Raw genomic sequence first — 15,601 nt, forward strand, 5'->3', positions numbered from 1 at the left:
TCAACCCACAGGAGGCCGGGATGCCAGCTGAGAACAAGAAAAAAGATGGTAAACCGCCTCAGCCGCGTAACTTTGGCAGCAGTTTGTTGTCGCTATTGGTAACGCTATTTTTGATCAATTATGTGGTGCTTCCAGCCTTGGGACCGGGCCGCACTCGCGTCTCCTACAGCGAATTCCTCAAGCAAGTTCGAGCAGGCAACGTAGAAGAAGCGCTGCTAGGAGAAACCGAAATCCGCTACATCCTGAAGGAAGGTACAGAAGGGGCCGAGGCCACACCAGCCCAACCCACTTCCCCATCTCCCTCACCTCCCCCATCTTCCCCATCTTCCTCGTTCGGCGAGGCTCACGAGCCGCCATCTCCCTCACCTCCCCCACCCACCACTCCCGAAGCACCTAACTTCCGAGACCAACAGCAGCCGGTTTATTCAACGGTGCCGATTGCTGACAACACCCGTAATTTAGTTGAATTGCTGGAAGAGAATAACGTGGAGTTTCGGGCCGCACCCCAGGGAGGCTTTCTGAGTACGCTACTGGGTTGGGTGCTGCCACCGCTGATTTTTGTCGGAATTTGGGCCTGGTTTCTGCAACGAGCACAGGGTGGTTCGGCGGCGCTGACCGTGGGTCGCAGCAAGGCGCGCATCTATGCCGAAGGCAACACAGGCGTGACGTTTGATGATGTGGCTGGGGAAGATGAGGCCAAAGCCGAACTCGAAGAAATCGTCGAATTTCTTAAACAGCCGGATAAATACACCCGGATCGGTGCGGTAATTCCCAAAGGTGTGCTGCTGGTAGGTCCACCGGGAACGGGTAAAACCCTGCTGGCCAAGGCAATTGCCGGAGAGGCGGGAGTCCCCTTTTTCAGCATTTCTGGCTCCGAGTTTATCGAGCTGTTTGTGGGGGTGGGAGCGGCGCGGGTGCGCGATCTGTTCCAGCAGGCGAAACAAAAAGCGCCCTGCATCGTGTTTATCGACGAATTAGATGCGCTCGGCAAGGCTAGAAGCAGCAACAGTGCCTTGGGCAGCAACGACGAACAAGAGCAGACGCTGAACCAGTTGCTGACCGAAATGGACGGGTTTGAAGGCAATACCGGCGTGATCATCATTGCCGCCACCAACCGCCCCGAAGTGCTCGATCCAGCCCTGCGGCGTCCGGGTCGATTTGACCGCCTCGTCACAGTCGATCGTCCAGACAAGCTAGGCCGCGAAGCCATTCTGCGCGTTCATGCCAAAAAGGTGCAGTTGGACAGCGATGTGGATTTGGGCGCGATTGCCACACGCACGCCCGGATTTTCCGGTGCCGATCTGGCAAACCTGATTAACGAAGCCGCTCTGTTGGCTGCTCGTAAGAACCAGACTCTGGTAAGAATGGCTGACCTGAATGAGGCGATCGAGCGAGTGATTGCCGGACTAGAGCGCAAGTCTCGTGTCCTCAATCCCTTGGAGCGCAAAATTGTCTCCTACCACGAAGTCGGCCATGCAATTGTCGGTTTCCTGATGCCCGGATCCAACCGAGTCGAGAAAATCTCGATTGTGCCACGCGGAGTGGGTGCCCTGGGCTATACGCTGCAACTGCCCGAAGAAGACCGCTTTTTGATGGCGGAGGATGAGATTCGCGGACGGATTGCTACGCTGCTGGGCGGACGCTCTTCCGAGGAAGTCGTGTTTGGCAAGGTTTCTACTGGTGCAAGCGATGATATTCAAAAAGCGACCGATTTGGCGGAACGCATGGTGACAATCTATGGCATGAACAGCAAACTCGGTCCGGTGGCCTTCGAGCGAATCCAGCAACAGTTCCTCAATCCCAACAGTGCCCGTCGCATCATTAGCCCTGAAGTCACCGCGCTGATTGATCAAGAAGTGCAGCGGATTATTGACGCCGCCCATCAGGTAGCTCAAGAGATTTTGCGGCTGAATCGGGATCTGTTGGAGGAAATTGCCGAAACCCTCTTGCAAAACGAAGTCCTAGAAGGCGAAGCCCTGCAACAGTATTTGAAACGCGCCAAAGCCCCGACTGAATTGACTGACTGGTTACAAACCGGCGAATGGCAGCCGCTGGCCGATGAGTTGGGAAATTCGTGAAAACGAGCATGAGCTGGGGAGATTCTGCGGTGTATGCGTCTCGCTGACGGTGATTTTGCTGATTTCGGGTTGACAGCACCCCCGCTTCAAACTTAGCCTGAACAAATCAGGACTGGTTGAAACCATAGCAGGTGCTTCTACACGCATGTCCCCCAATCTCCCACCCCCGGACCAGACCTCTCCTCGCGAAGCGTTTGTTGAAAGCCAAGCGGCTGAACAATTTGGCACCCCGCTGTTGGCATCGCTTGAGATGGATGAAACAATTGCCTCTTTGCCTCCAATCCAAGCAGAAATGGGGGCTGAGTCATTTTTTAGAATGCCGCCCCTTACCCATGCGGCTCCGCTGCTGCCGTTGCGGGAGCGGGATGTACAGGCCCTAGTCGAGCTATTTCACCAGGAGGAAATTGCGGCTATTGAGGCAGATATTTTGCGAAATCTACTCTGGCGTCATCCTGAACCCCATTGGGATGATTTTGAGTCGGATTTACTGCGGGACTCGCTTTAGTGGTCAGAGCAAATAGCAAAACGGGGACGAATCAACTCCATCCCCGTGATATCTATATTCAATGATTAGTCTGGATTGATATCAGGGTGATTACGGATACGTTCCACCTCCGGACAATCTTCAGAAACGAGGGGTTCAGTATCACCGCGCGGCACAGTCGCCAGTTTTTGCATCACCGAACCGATACTCTCTAGACGAATCATCTCCTCCCAAGAGCAGATCTCATCTTCTTCTTCGGTTTCATAGCGGACTGTCACTAAATCGCCTTCAATATCTAAGATACGGGCACGCTCAATCCAACGTTGTTGATCCCGCAAAAAGATCCAAACCTCGCGACCATCACAACAGAGTTGATAGATCTTGCGGTGTAGCATGTATGGCGTCTCCTGAGCAAACTGTTTTCAAACAAGGACGTTGAGATTTCTACTCACCTGATACGAGTAGTCGCCTCGGCAGTCAAACCATAAAACTGGACAAAATTCTTTGCCCGCCTATCACAGGTATTTGAGTCATAAAATCTGTGAAAAAGTCTTGTTTCATGGCTCCAGTCTAGCAAGAGGCATAGTGCCGACAGAAGCTGGAGAAGGAATTAGGCAGGCCGGATAAAGAGGGGAAAAACCTTGAGCGTCTTCGGAAATGCCGGGAAGCCGTTAAATTCATCATCAGAGTTAGCTAGGGTAAATAGAACAAATCGCCCATCAAACTGCATAAGCGGTGAGTGACGCTAGCAACCTTCAATGGACCCCAGATACAACAGACCTGGAAGCCGGGAAATGGGCACGATCTGAAAGAGATGAGACAAGTCGTTCGACACAAAAACGATACAAAAGTTCACAAGAGAGTTCACCGGTCCGAGCGAGTGAGGAGTAGAGTTGGCCTTCCTCCAAGTTTAGTAAGATTATCCCACTGATGCTGCAGAAGGCACTAAAATTTACCTACCATTCTAACGAGATTAGAGAAAATTTGGGGATTGTCCCAGGTCTACAGCCGCTTTACGGTGCTTAACTTCACAGATCTTAGTAAAATGGCTGCAAACCTCACTAGCTCAATGGCTGATTGGCTTGATTGGCCTGATTGGCCTGATTAACTCCTGATTGACTATTTATGTTGTTGCATTTAAGTACCTGGCCTGAAGTCGAAACCTACTTGAACCACTCTTCGGGTTTAATTCTTCCCATCGGCTCTACTGAGCAACATGGGCCGACTGGCTTGATTGGCACCGACGCGATCTGTGCTGAGGCGATTGCTCGTGGCGTCGGGGAGGCAACTCAGGCTTTAGTAGCCCCGACAATCAATGTGGGCATGGCTCTACACCACACTGCTTTTCCGGGCAGTATTAGTCTGCGCCCCAGTACGCTGATGTTGGTGATCCGTGACTACCTCACTAGTTTGGCGAGGGCTGGATTTACCAAGTTTTTCTTTATCAATGGGCATGGCGGCAACATGGCAACTCTCAAAGCTGCCTTTTCCGAGACCTATGCTGTATTGGCCGACCTGAATCTACCCAATAGCGACCGGGTGCAGTGTCGTCTGGCCAACTGGTTTATGTGCGGTTCGGTTTATCAGTTGGCAAAGGAACTATACGGCAATCAGGAAGGGTCTCATGCCACGCCCAGCGAAGTTGCCCTGACCCAATATGTTTATCCTGAAGCGATTAAACAGGCGGAGTTGTCACCAGAGGTGGCCTCAGGCCATCCGATTTACGGTGCGGCTGACTTTCGCCGGCGCTATCCCGATGGACGCATGGGGTCTAATCCAGCCCTAGCCACGCCTGAGCATGGCAAACAGTTCTATGAGCGAGCCGTGAAGGAATTGAGCAGCAGTTATTTAGAGTTCTTGGCGCAGGATTAGGGCAGACAACTAAGCGAGCCATTGTTCATCAGTAGCGGGGGTAGGTAGTGGGCCGCCCACACTCGGTCTGTTGATGGAGCTGAACAACCGAAGGGGTCAAAAATTGAAGAGGGAAGAGACCAATACTGTCCTTCCCCCCGTGATCATCAGCTTGCTGATCAGTTTGTTTGAGTTTTTGTCTCAGAGCCTTGAGCTGTTTTTGTTTTTGACGCTGTCGGGCACTGCCGCCTCGGCCTTTATCGTTTCGCCCTTCTCGACGTGGCGATTCCCATCGTTTTAAGCGCTGGCTCATAAGTTTATCTGCCTTCGTTTATTTGTCTTCACTGCATTTAGATCGTAACTAGGCATTCCTTCAGCCAAACGGCTAGGCATTCCGTAATTTCCCTACTAAAAAAGTACGGCAAAAAATACGGCTGTTAGCCGTTGGAGATAGTCTGAAAAGCAATGGGCAGAGTCGGACTCGAACCGACATGACCGAAGTCGCCACATTTTGAGTGTGGTGCGTCTACCAATTTCGCCATCCGCCCTGGATGTCAACTTTACCATTATAGCTCATTGAGCGTTTTTGTAGCAGCGATTGATAGTCTTGACTGCTAGACCAGCGATCGATTTCTCGCGCTCGTAGGACCGGAACCGGGTGGGTCAGTCGAGCCGTTTGCATTTGTTTCAGCATTTTGCCCAACTCATCCAGGTTGGCATCGTCGTAGGAGCGGGCCTGAGCTAAGAAGGCGTCTAGATTGAGCTGGGAGGCCAGAGCCGGAGAGCCGCCGGTGAGCTTCATCAGCACCGAGGCCACAACTCGCGGGTCCTGTGTCACCAACAGCGCGGCTCGATCACAGCTAAACTCGGCGCACCGCACCCATTCCATAATCTGGTTTTGCAAACTCTGCACCAGCACAGCCCCCCAAGGCGACAACTGGCCAGCGGTGAGAATCACCAGATTGGCCAACGTCAGGTAAACGCTGTGCTCGCATTTCAGATGCCCCAACTCATGGGCAATCACGGCCTGAATCTCGGCAGGCGTCAGCAGCTCAATCAGGGAGGTATGCAGCACAATAAACGGCTGTTTGCCCCGCACCGCAAAGGTATAGGCATTCGGAGACGGATTTTGGCGCACATAGAGCTGGGGTGGCTCCAGATCGAGGATCTGGCAGGCTTCTAGCAAAAGCTGATGCAGATGGGGCAACTGTTGCTCGCTGACCAGAATGCCAGATGCGATATTTTCTAGATAGAAGAACTGTTCGGCCACGGAGCCAAGCAATGACCGCACCAGCAAGTCTAGACCGCCAAGCTGTTTCAACATCTGGGTCGCTTGCAGATCGAGCGGATGCCGGAAATCATCGGATTTAAGACCAACCAACAGTGTTTTTGCCATAGGTTCTACGCTCGTATGCCCGCTGATGCGATGCACTAAAAATCGGATCTAGACTTGCTGACGCTGGCTTAGGATATTGAACTAACTGGCAGACACTCTGTTGGCAGCTAGCTGCTTCTCAGGCAGGGCGGTGTGCTGAGCCACAATCTGCCGGAACTGTTCGCCTTCAATCGTTTCTTGATCCAACAGGATCTCAACGATTTGGTCCAGCAAATCTCGGTGTTCGCGCACAATTCGGCGGGCTTCGGAGTAGCAGTGCACCGCAATTTGCCGCACTTGCTGGTCAATCTTGGTTGCCACTTCCTCCGAATATTCGGCGCGAGACATCCAATCTCGTCCTAAAAAGACCTCCGTATTGCCGCTTTCCAGGGCGAACGGCCCCAGATCCGACATGCCGTATCGCGTCACCATTTCCCGCGCCAGGTTCGCCACTACCTGGATGTCGTTGCTGGCTCCAACGGTAATTTCGGCGTCGCCAAACACTTCTTGCTCAGCCGCCCGCCCGCCTAGGGCAATCGTGATTCGATCCAGCAGCCAAGCCCGCGTATACAAACCGCTGTCGATCATTTCTTCGTTGAACGTTTGCTGGGCAAAGCCGCCAATCCCGCCGGAGCGAGGAATGATCGTCACTTTGTTGAGCGGATCTGAGTTTTTCAGCAGCGTCATCAGCAGCGCATGACCCGCTTCGTGATAGGCAATCAGCCGTTTTTTCTTGCTGTCTAGCAAGGGAGCCAAGGTCATACCGGTCGTGACACGGTCGATCGCATCGTCGATTTCCAGCATGGTGATGGCGTCCTTGCGACGACGAGCTGTCAGAATTGCCGCTTCGTTCAGCATATTCGCCAGTTCGGCACCGGAAAAACCAGGCGTGCGGCGAGCAATCGCTTCTAGCGACACTTCGGGATCCATCTTCTTGTTGCGGGCATGAACCTCTAAAATGCCCAACCGACCTTTGTAGCCCGGTAAATCTACCGTAACTTGACGGTCAAAGCGGCCCGGTCGCAGTAAGGCAGAATCCAACACATCCGGCCGGTTCGTCGCTGCAATGATGATGATGCCTGTGTTCCCCTCAAACCCGTCCATCTCGGTCAGCAACTGGTTCAGCGTCTGCTCCCGCTCATCGTTGCCTCCGCCAATCCCGGCTCCCCGCTGCCGCCCCACCGCGTCAATCTCATCGATGAAGATGATGCAGGGCGCATTCTCCTTCGCCTTCTTGAACAAGTCCCGCACCCGCGAGGCTCCGACTCCCACAAACATCTCGACAAACTCGGAGCCAGAGATGCTAAAGAAGGGCACGCCCGCTTCGCCCGCAATCGCTTTAGCCAGCAGGGTTTTACCCGTACCGGGAGGACCCACCAGGAGAACACCTTTGGGGATTTTGGCTCCCACGGCCGTGAAGCGTTCGGGCTTCTTCAGGAAGGAGACGACTTCTTGCAGTTCTTCTTTGGCTTCTTCGATGCCTGCCACATCGTCGAACAGCACGCCGGTCTTGGCTTCCATCTGGAATCTGGCTCTGGATTTGCCGAAATTCATCGCCTGCCCAGAGGCATTAGTGGTGCGACGAATCACCGTCAACAGCACCATAATCAAGACAAACACAAGCAGCCCATGCATGATCAGCCAAGCGACGGCACTGCTGTCGGGAGAGCGCTGCACTTCTAGATCGACATTATTCTTGCGGGCCGCCTCGATCAGTTCCGGGTTGCGATCGCCGGCAAACAGCGTCACTTCCTGAGTGGCATTCTGCTGCGATTCGCCCTTGAGTTGTACCTGGGCCACACCACGGGCTGGATCCAGCTCAATCCGATTGACCTGACCGGCATCAATTTTTTTCAGCAGCTCACTGTAGGTCAACGCTTCCCGTTCGGCAGTTTGAGACTGGGCTAAACCGGGCAGGCTGCCAAAGGTGCCTTGTAAAACCAGCCACATGGCAGTGACCGTACCCGTAACCAGCGTTCCGGCTCTGCGAGATTTCTTACCATGACGAGAAAGTTGCCTGACGGATGTGTTGTGATCAGCCTGCTTCATAGATCTATAGTGTCCTTGCCATCTCCTGCAATTCTGTCCCAGCCGCTCTAGCGGATCGCTCAGCGGTTCATAGAAACAATTCACCGAATCTGATCGCTGGGAATTCGGTTACAGCCCTAGAATCTAGTGTAACTCCACCCCATCCTAACTATTGCAATCAACAGTTGGACATTTGAGTTGGACTTTTGACTCGAAATACTCGAAATAACAATATCGCCGTCAACCACTTGACCTACTGCTTGTCCACTCCTTAGGCATAGTCATATCGAGTTCGCTTTAGCTAAAATAGGGCTAATAATAGTGTCCAGGCAGGTAACTATGGTCAAAATTGTCGGAATTGCAGGCAGTTTGAGATCGGGTTCTTACAGTCAGCAGGCTCTGCAAATCGCAGCTCAGCGAGTTGCAGCTCTGGGTGCCGAGGTGGAAATTTTGGATCTGCGCACAATGAACTTACCCTTCTGTGATGGTGGAGACGATTACTCTGACTACCCAGATGTAGCTCGCCTCAGCCAAACGGTGAAGGAGGCAGATGGCTTGATTCTAGTGACGCCAGAATATCACGGCAGCGTCAGTGGAGTTCTAAAAAATGCGCTTGATTTAATGGGCTTTGAGGAACTAGATGGCAAGGTGGCCGGTTTGATTAGCATCCTCGGCGGCCAGCCCAACAGCAATGCCCTCAACGACCTGCGAGTGATTATGCGCTGGGTTCATGCTTGGGTGATTCCCGAACAAGTGGCAATTGGACAGGCTTGGAAAGCGTTTGGAGAAGATGGCAAACTGCTTGATCAGAAGCTTTCTGAGCGCTTTGACAACTTTGCTCAGAGCCTGGTGGAGAACACGCGCAAACTGAGAGGCGTTTCTTAACCCATCGCAGTGACTGGGGCTACTGCAAGCAATTCGCTTTTCAATTGTGCAAGGATTTTGGTCGCGGGCAAGAGGCCCGCACTTCAACCAATTCAATGCTTGCGCTAAACGCGTACCTTCTGACTGCTGGAGGCCAGTTCGGCTCTCTCTTCTGGTAGATGAGGAGTAGACTCCGCTGGGGCTACGTTGGAGTGGCTTTTGTGGAAGCGGATACCCAGAAACACATCGTACATGAAGCTTAGAAAACTTTTGCCTTCCAGCAAACCCAGCGACTGGTGACAGCCTTTTGCATCCAGCAAAGGTCGAGTGGCTCGATAGGCCGCCTGATACTTGTACCAAGGGATCGAGGGCCAGAGATGATGAATCAGGTGATAGTTCTGCCCCATGATCAACAGGTTCAGAACCGGGCTGGGATAGACGCGCGCATTTTTCCAGCGATTGCGCTCCTGGAAGGGGCGATGCGGCAGGTAGTCAAAAAATAGCCCCAGCGCTAACCCTACAACCAGGGCAGGCGAGAACCAAAAGTTCATGATGTAGTCAAGGAAGCCGTACTGGATTGACAGGTACACCACGATGCCCACAACCAGACGGCTCAAAAACCACTCCAGCAACTCATATTTCCGCCACAGCTTGCGTTTGAAGAAGAACACTTCGTGGTAGAAGAAACGAGCGGCAATCAGCCACAGTGGACCGCCGGTTGAAACAAAATGGTCGGGATCGTTGTCTGGATCATTGACGTTGGCATGGTGCTGCATGTGGACTCGCGTAAACACCGGAAAGGCAAACCCCAGCATCAGGGCGCTACCATGACCCAACGCGGCGTTGATAATGCGATTTCGGTGCGCCACATTGTGGGAAGCATCGTGAATCACGGTTCCCACCAGATGCAGGGCAATCACATTGGTCAAAAAGCAGGTCCAGCCTGGAAAACCCCAACACCAATAGCCGACCGTAGAAAGCGTAGCTAGTGCAACTGCCCCTAAGAACATCAACAAGGTGGGATTCCAAGCACCCGGTGGACCCAAAAATTCTTTCGGTACAGTCAGGGGCTTCATTGCCTCCGACATTGTATTTCCTCTCCTTACAGTCATCCTTGCGTAGTATAGGCTACGAGGGGATTAAGAATAAAGTTTTGTGAAATTAGTGGATTTAATCGAACTAGTCATCCATACTGCATGATTTCTAATCATTGCTCATCCTTAAGGCACGAAATCGCCAAACGGCGGAGCAGAGTCGGACAATCCTGTAGAAAGCATAGAGAAAAAGAGGAACTAGTTTTTATAGACCTACTCTGTAGAGAAGCTTACGGGAAAATTCACTCCTCCTTAATGGACCTGACCGAAAATGTTTCGGAAAATTTCACGAATTTTCCATGATTTCTCCGCGATACTACTGGCATGGGCCAAAGTGTAGCCTGCATGGCAGAAATGGATAGACTCTAGCTCTGGCTTGCTTCTCAGCAGCCAGTGGGTGCTCTAGTCGCGATAGACGGTTCAGTATTTTCAACCTTACGCCTGCCCAGCAGACAGCTTATTAAGTGACCTATAGAAGGATGTGAACTAGGCATTCAGCTTAGAAACTAAAGATCGATCAGGGATTGTAAGTTTACACTGTCAGGCTGTTGAGTAACGGTGAGGATGGCATGAATCGCTCTTCTGTCAATCAAAATAAGCAGGCTAATCAATCTAAACGAGCCGACCAGGCAGGGCGGGCAGTAAGAGTTTCGGCCCAGTCTAGACAAGTGGCCAGACAGCACACCAGACAACTGGCCCAGGATGCCCCCAGCCATCTTCAAAAACGCTGGCAGCCTCAACAAAACAAAACCAATATCCATCAGCAAAAACAATCAGTGTTGCGTCTCAGTTCTGCAGAACAGGAAACAATCTTACGGCAGCGTGCTCTGGCTGAAGCCCAGCATGGCAATCACATTGAGGCTATTGCTATCTTCAGTGAGTTAATCGACCGCAACCCTCAAAATGCGAACCATTACAGTAATCGAGGTCTGGTTTACTTTCAGAGCGGCCAGCCTGCCGCAGCTATCGCCGATTACAATCGCGCCATTGAGCTGAATCCGCGCCTCGATAGTGCCTACAATAACCGGGCTAATTACTATGCAGCTCAGGGCAAGTTTTTGGAAGCGATTCTGGACTATGATATTGCCTTGGATTTGAACCCAGCTAACGTGCGGGCCTGGATTAATCAGGGCATTACCTTCCGGGAGTTAGAGATGTATGACCGGGCGCTAGAGAGCTTTGACTTAGCCCTGTGTCTTGGCAAGCTTGAAGGTCACATCTATGCTGAGCGGGGCCGCACCTATCATTTGCGAGGCGACTGGAACTGCGCGATTGGCGATTACCGTCGAGCACTCGAGAAACTAGCTCAACCCAGCCCTAACTTCGATAATTCTGGGCTACGGCTATACTTGCAGGTTGAATCCTGGTTAGATGAGCTGCTCAGCCCACTGCATCCCAACTAGAGGCAAACGAGGCCCAAGGGAATTCCTATTTCCACCCTTGTTCCGCCTGCTCTAACACATAGGCTGCTACGGACTGGATTTCGGCTTCAGTGAGCCGATCCTGGTAGGCCGACATGTTGCCCTTGCCGTTTAAGACGATTTCGCTAATGGCTGTAAGGTTGTCCATGCCGTTACGCTGCAGCGCCTTCAGCTTGAGCGTCTTGTTGCGTCGCACAATGTTGCCACCATGAATATGGCAACCTGCACAATGCAGTTCAAAAATTTGGGCACCCGGCGGGGCTTGATCTGCTAAGGCCAGTGCGCTCCAATCCAGACCAAAACCTGCAGCACAGATCAGCGCCAGGGGAAGTGTAAGAGAAAAAAATCGTCGCAATAGTAGCTTGAACACAGTTGTTCTTAGATTAATTCGATTGATGAGTCTCGTTTCGGTAGGAGTGGTTTGCACCAGTACAGCTGTTTCAAAGATAACGCCTGTCCGATTCAGACACTCTAAAACAGAGATCTCGAAGATTTGCTATTCGCTGGCTCGTTTGATTCTAGCGTGTTGAGTGTTGGTCCCTCAGTCAGAAATGCGCCCCTCAGCAGCAAAACCGTTTCGGGATTGAGTTTCCCAGTAGCGGCCACACCCACTGCCGTCTGGAACTGTTGAATAGCCGCTGCTAATTCCTGGGTAGATAGATTAGTCTTTTGTTGCACATAGCCGAGGCGATGTAGGTAATCGGCTGCCTGCTCCGGGGCCAGAATTAAATCAGCCGGAGGGAAAATTGGCACATACTGGTTGCGCCAGATGTGTCGGAACTGGGCTTGGTCAAGTTGATACAGCTTTCCAAAGGCCGGATCTGCAATCGTAACGGTATCGTCTGTGATGGCTACTATCCCCACTGCATGAGGGCCACGCCCGGTATCAGAGTATAACCAGGTTGCCAGCACCCCCGGTCGGTTAATCCGCTGCATTTGTTCCCACGTGGAAGCCAATTCAATTCCGTCCATACCCAGCGCCCGAGCAGCCACGATCAGTTGCGGCATCGAGGTACCTAAGCGGCTGGTTTCGGCTAGTTTGGCAATGCTAGATTCGGTGGCGTCAATCTGCCAGCGGCGCAGAATGGTGGCAAGAGCAGCAGGGGCGCAACTGCTGTTCGAGGTCTGGCGGAAAATGCCATTCGGCTGCAAATTATCTTCCAGCATTGAATAAATGGGTGCTAAGAAATAGGCTTCGGCAGTTGTAAAGCTGCCCAATCCGATCAAGCCCAACAGCACCACTGCAATCACCTGCATTCTGGCGGTTTTCCAGCTCACCACAAAAGCAACGCCACAAAAGCCCAGAAGCAGCACTCGCATGATGATCCAGGTGATACGCATACCGTAGACGCGCCATTCCAGAGGTAAAATTTGGAGCTGGGGGAGGTGAAGTGCCAACACGAGCAGCCCTAGATAGAGTCCTAAAAAGGCAATCGATTCTATATTTCTGCCAATAAATAAATTATTAGCCGTAGCTCCTTTGCGAACTAAGAAGCGCCCCCAGCGCATGCCCCACACTATAGCTAAACTGCCCAACAGAAGCGTGACCACGAATCCCAGAATCATAGTTATGCCTTAGTTTGCGCCGTTGCCATTACTCGTTTCTTCAATCTAGTTGATCGAATCGCGGTTGCCCACGGGAGTTCTGCTATGCTGAGGACGTTAAGAAAGTTAAACAAAAGCAGGAACCAATATGACGCTTGATCTGCTGTTTGATGGTGCCAATCTATTTGTGTTGCCGTTTTGGCTACTGATGATTGGCCTGCCCAATTGGCAGGTGACCCGTCGGATTATGACTTCCTTCTTGCCGTTTGTGGTGCTGGCAGGTCTGTATGTTTACCTGTTCACCAACAGTTTGGACCCCGAGTCGGCCCAGTCGTTTTCAAATCCTCAGCTCTCTGATTTGGCTCAACTCTTTGCAGACGAACGAGTTACCGCAACCGGCTGGGTGCACTTTCTGGTGATGGATTTGTTTGTGGGCCGCTGGATCTATCAAGAAGGGCAGCGAACCGGCATTTGGACCCGGCATTCCCTGATTTTGTGTTTGTTTGCGGGACCGATAGGGTTGTTATCCCATATTGTCACTCAGTGGATCACGCAGTGGCTGGCGGCTCGTTCCGCAGCAACAGAGGCAGATACCCTCGATCCCAGTTCGTCCTCATAACTCGATGAGCAAAGCAGGCAATGGCTGCTTCGCGTGTGAAGTGTTCCTGAAGTGAGGTTGGGTTCAGTCAAGAGACGGTGAGCCAATTCATTTTTGTGCAGTTGCCGTTGGACCCCAAACTGTTTACTGCGATCCCAGCTTTACCGTAAATTTCCTATTTGTAGTAATTGCTGGGTATGATCAGGCTAGGGGTTTTTTCTATCAGTACAATTCAGTAGCTGAAATGACTGATTTCGACGAGCCAACTGATATCCAAGATATCCAACCGGATTCTCAGGCTTATACTCAACGGGCAGTGGTTCAGAGACAAAGGCATTCGCCTTGGTTCTGGTTAGCCTTGGTTGCAGGCTCGGTCGTACTGCATGGCTTAGCAATCCATTGGGTGAGAGCAGCAACCCTCCAAGCATTGCTCCAGACACCTCCCGAAACTGCAACACCAATTGATTGGGTAGAGTTACCTGCCGCTGCTACTGCTGATGCCAAGTCTGCTCAGCCCCAGCCAGTTGCGACTCCCCCACAGACCACTGCAGCAGCAAATTCTCAGATTGGCAAAACAGCCGCTAAGTCCTTGTCTAAGCCGCAGTCGGTCGTTAGCGCTCCGGTCGACGACGCCTCGTCTGCCGCAATTCAGACCCATATCCCCAATGCCGTTTCTGCTCAACCACTGGCAGCCGCTCCTGCTGATGAAGCTCCCTCTTCAACCCAACCGGCTAATCAATCCGCTAGTCAATCCACTAGTCAATCGGCTAGTTCTCTAACCGAGGAGCAGACCTCTGCTCTGGGGGAGCAGCAAATCTCCCAACCCACTCCTACTGCATCTACTGCATCTGCTGCATCTGCTGCATCTGCTGCATCAGAATTGGCGGCCTCCAGGCCAACGGTTCAGGTTCCGCAGCCTAGCCCAGCCCAACCAACCAGCTCTCCTCCAGCTTCCCCTCTGATTGTCACGCAGCAGATCGATGTACCCGTGCCCGATGTATCTGGGACGATGCCAATTCCAACTGAGAACCGAGAGGAGATGGCAGGCGCTGTTACCGATCAGGTCCCGATTCCCAGCCACCTGACGGCCAGCCTCACCACCGATCCCCTCCCTGCCACAGACCACAGTACCGAACCGGATGAAACAGCCCAGCCCAAAACCGAAGTGAAGACGTTCCCTTCCCATCCAACGGTTTCTCCCTGTGAGGTGACACCAGAGGCTGTGCAGTTTTTGGGCAAAACCGTAGCGATGCGGGTGGCTACCGACGAAACTGGGCAAGTGGTGCAGACTGTGACCCACGAGTCAAGCGACAGTCGCGCCTATGATGAATTGGCAACCTGTCTGGTGAAAAACTGGAGCTTTGAACCTGCGATTGCTGGAGGCGAGCCGGTCGCGGATGACAAGCTGCTGGTGCGGATTACAATTGACCGTAGTGGAGACAGAGGCTGAAATTATTGGTTATTAGGTGTTGGTCATTAGTCTGATAAAGATGGCGATAACCATTGGGGCAGAAACTGCTGCAGCCATGTAGCTACACTGACACCATGATGGTCGTGTGCTTGAAATTGGCACTCACGCGGTTGGGCACCGGGGAAATTGAGCTGATCGGCGGCTTCAGTCGTCCAGCGGTCGATCATCGACTGGGTAATTTCGGGGTGAAACTGTAGGCCATAGGCAGAGGAGCCATAGCGGAAGGCTTGATTGGCAAAATGGTCTCCGGTCGCTAACAACACGGCATCCTGGGGCAGCTCAAAGCCTTCTTTGTGCCAGTGGTAAACATGGGTCAGTTCGGCAAGCGGATTCGCTTGATGCGGCGTGGGTTGGATTGTAGCGTACCCGATTTCCCGCCAGTCATCTGGATGGGGAGCCACCTTTGCACCTAACACTCGCGCCAGCATCTGTGCTCCCAGACAAATTCCTAGAAAGGGTTTTTGGGCTTCTAGAACCAGCGGAATCCAGTTCAGCTCATCCCGAATGAAGGGTAGCGTTGTATCGTCATTGGCACTCATAGGGCCACCAAAAATCACGACGCCATCATGGGCATCAAGGTGGTCTGGCAGGGATGTACCTATGGCCGGACAGCGAATATCTAACCAGCATCCTTCGGCTTGCAGAACTTGCCCAACTAAGCCGGTTTCGGAGCTGGCTTGATGCGTAATCACCAAAATTTTCTTCACGACAATCGATTGACTCAAAACCGCTATCGCAGTTTAGCGAGTTTAGGAGCAACGCTGCATTTAAGCAGGATACAGAACCAGAACT

Annotated in this window: 15 protein-coding genes and 1 tRNA gene; 7 read left to right on the forward strand and 9 right to left on the reverse strand. The window is 52.4% G+C overall.

Features of this window, described 5'->3' with window-relative positions; genetic code table 11:
* Window positions 1–20 precede the first annotated feature (20 nt).
* Window positions 21–2,078 (forward strand): ATP-dependent zinc metalloprotease FtsH, encoded by a 2,058-nt coding sequence (ftsH, locus tag HJG54_RS27145; protein WP_316432344.1) that lies wholly within the window; start codon window positions 21–23, stop codon window positions 2,076–2,078.
* 145 nt (window positions 2,079–2,223) lie between these two features.
* Complete coding sequence (locus HJG54_RS27150) at window positions 2,224–2,583, forward strand: hypothetical protein (RefSeq protein ID WP_316432345.1); 360 nt, start codon at window positions 2,224–2,226, stop codon at window positions 2,581–2,583.
* A 65-nt stretch (window positions 2,584–2,648) separates the two neighbouring features.
* Here HJG54_RS27150 and HJG54_RS27155 read toward each other — a convergent pair whose 3' ends face one another.
* Window positions 2,649–2,957, reverse strand: coding sequence for a DUF6679 family protein (locus tag HJG54_RS27155; protein WP_036000498.1), 309 nt, complete (start codon window positions 2,955–2,957; stop codon window positions 2,649–2,651).
* A 730-nt stretch (window positions 2,958–3,687) separates the two neighbouring features.
* Between HJG54_RS27155 and HJG54_RS27160 the strand changes: the two genes are divergently transcribed.
* Window positions 3,688–4,434, forward strand: coding sequence for a creatininase family protein (locus HJG54_RS27160; protein ID WP_316432346.1), 747 nt, complete (start codon window positions 3,688–3,690; stop codon window positions 4,432–4,434).
* Between the two features lie 28 nt (window positions 4,435–4,462).
* Here the strand turns inward: HJG54_RS27160 and HJG54_RS27165 are convergent, their stop codons facing one another.
* The 4 genes from HJG54_RS27165 to ftsH (HJG54_RS27180) form a co-directional block, all read right to left on the reverse strand.
* Window positions 4,463–4,726 carry a hypothetical protein gene (locus HJG54_RS27165; RefSeq protein ID WP_316432347.1) on the reverse strand — a complete coding sequence of 88 codons (264 nt, stop codon included), beginning with the start codon at window positions 4,724–4,726 and terminating at the stop codon, window positions 4,463–4,465.
* A gap of 153 nt (window positions 4,727–4,879) precedes the next feature.
* Window positions 4,880–4,961, reverse strand: a tRNA-Leu gene (locus HJG54_RS27170).
* Complete coding sequence (locus tag HJG54_RS27175; RefSeq protein ID WP_316432348.1) at window positions 4,940–5,809, reverse strand: M48 family metallopeptidase; 870 nt, start codon at window positions 5,807–5,809, stop codon at window positions 4,940–4,942. Before HJG54_RS27175 ends, HJG54_RS27170 begins: the two co-directional genes overlap by 22 nt.
* Before the next feature lie 81 nt (window positions 5,810–5,890).
* Window positions 5,891–7,837 carry an ATP-dependent zinc metalloprotease FtsH gene (gene ftsH / locus HJG54_RS27180; protein ID WP_420717299.1) on the reverse strand — a complete coding sequence of 649 codons (1,947 nt, stop codon included), beginning with the start codon at window positions 7,835–7,837 and terminating at the stop codon, window positions 5,891–5,893.
* Between the two features lie 318 nt (window positions 7,838–8,155).
* Between ftsH (HJG54_RS27180) and HJG54_RS27185 the strand changes: the two genes are divergently transcribed.
* A complete protein-coding gene (locus HJG54_RS27185) occupies window positions 8,156–8,701 on the forward strand; it encodes an NADPH-dependent FMN reductase (RefSeq protein WP_316432349.1) in 546 nt (181 codons plus the stop codon).
* A 104-nt stretch (window positions 8,702–8,805) separates the two neighbouring features.
* Here HJG54_RS27185 and crtR read toward each other — a convergent pair whose 3' ends face one another.
* Complete coding sequence (crtR, locus tag HJG54_RS27190; protein ID WP_316432350.1) at window positions 8,806–9,768, reverse strand: beta-carotene hydroxylase; 963 nt, start codon at window positions 9,766–9,768, stop codon at window positions 8,806–8,808.
* 575 nt (window positions 9,769–10,343) lie between these two features.
* Between crtR and HJG54_RS27195 the strand changes: the two genes are divergently transcribed.
* A complete protein-coding gene (locus tag HJG54_RS27195) occupies window positions 10,344–11,177 on the forward strand; it encodes a tetratricopeptide repeat protein (protein WP_316432351.1) in 834 nt (277 codons plus the stop codon).
* A gap of 25 nt (window positions 11,178–11,202) precedes the next feature.
* On the opposite strand, the gene HJG54_RS27200 is transcribed toward HJG54_RS27195, so the two are convergent.
* Window positions 11,203–11,565: a c-type cytochrome gene (locus tag HJG54_RS27200; RefSeq protein WP_316432352.1), complete on the reverse strand. Its 363-nt coding sequence runs from the start codon at window positions 11,563–11,565 to the stop codon at window positions 11,203–11,205.
* A gap of 101 nt (window positions 11,566–11,666) precedes the next feature.
* Window positions 11,667–12,761 (reverse strand): cysteine peptidase family C39 domain-containing protein, encoded by a 1,095-nt coding sequence (locus HJG54_RS27205; protein WP_316432353.1) that lies wholly within the window; start codon window positions 12,759–12,761, stop codon window positions 11,667–11,669.
* A gap of 127 nt (window positions 12,762–12,888) precedes the next feature.
* Here HJG54_RS27205 and HJG54_RS27210 point away from each other — a divergent pair, with 127 nt between their 5' ends.
* Window positions 12,889–13,359, forward strand: coding sequence for an ABA4-like family protein (locus HJG54_RS27210; RefSeq protein WP_316432356.1), 471 nt, complete (start codon window positions 12,889–12,891; stop codon window positions 13,357–13,359).
* A gap of 223 nt (window positions 13,360–13,582) precedes the next feature.
* Window positions 13,583–14,788, forward strand: coding sequence for an energy transducer TonB (locus HJG54_RS27215; RefSeq protein ID WP_316432357.1), 1,206 nt, complete (start codon window positions 13,583–13,585; stop codon window positions 14,786–14,788).
* Window positions 14,789–14,814: 26 nt separating this feature from the next.
* On the opposite strand, the gene HJG54_RS27220 is transcribed toward HJG54_RS27215, so the two are convergent.
* Window positions 14,815–15,534, reverse strand: coding sequence for a glutamine amidotransferase-related protein (locus HJG54_RS27220; protein ID WP_316432359.1), 720 nt, complete (start codon window positions 15,532–15,534; stop codon window positions 14,815–14,817).
* Window positions 15,535–15,601: the final 67 nt, after the last annotated feature.

The sequence above is a fragment of the Leptolyngbya sp. NK1-12 genome (assembly GCF_032598965.1).
Classification (GTDB): Bacteria; Cyanobacteriota; Cyanobacteriia; order Elainellales; family Elainellaceae; genus Elainella.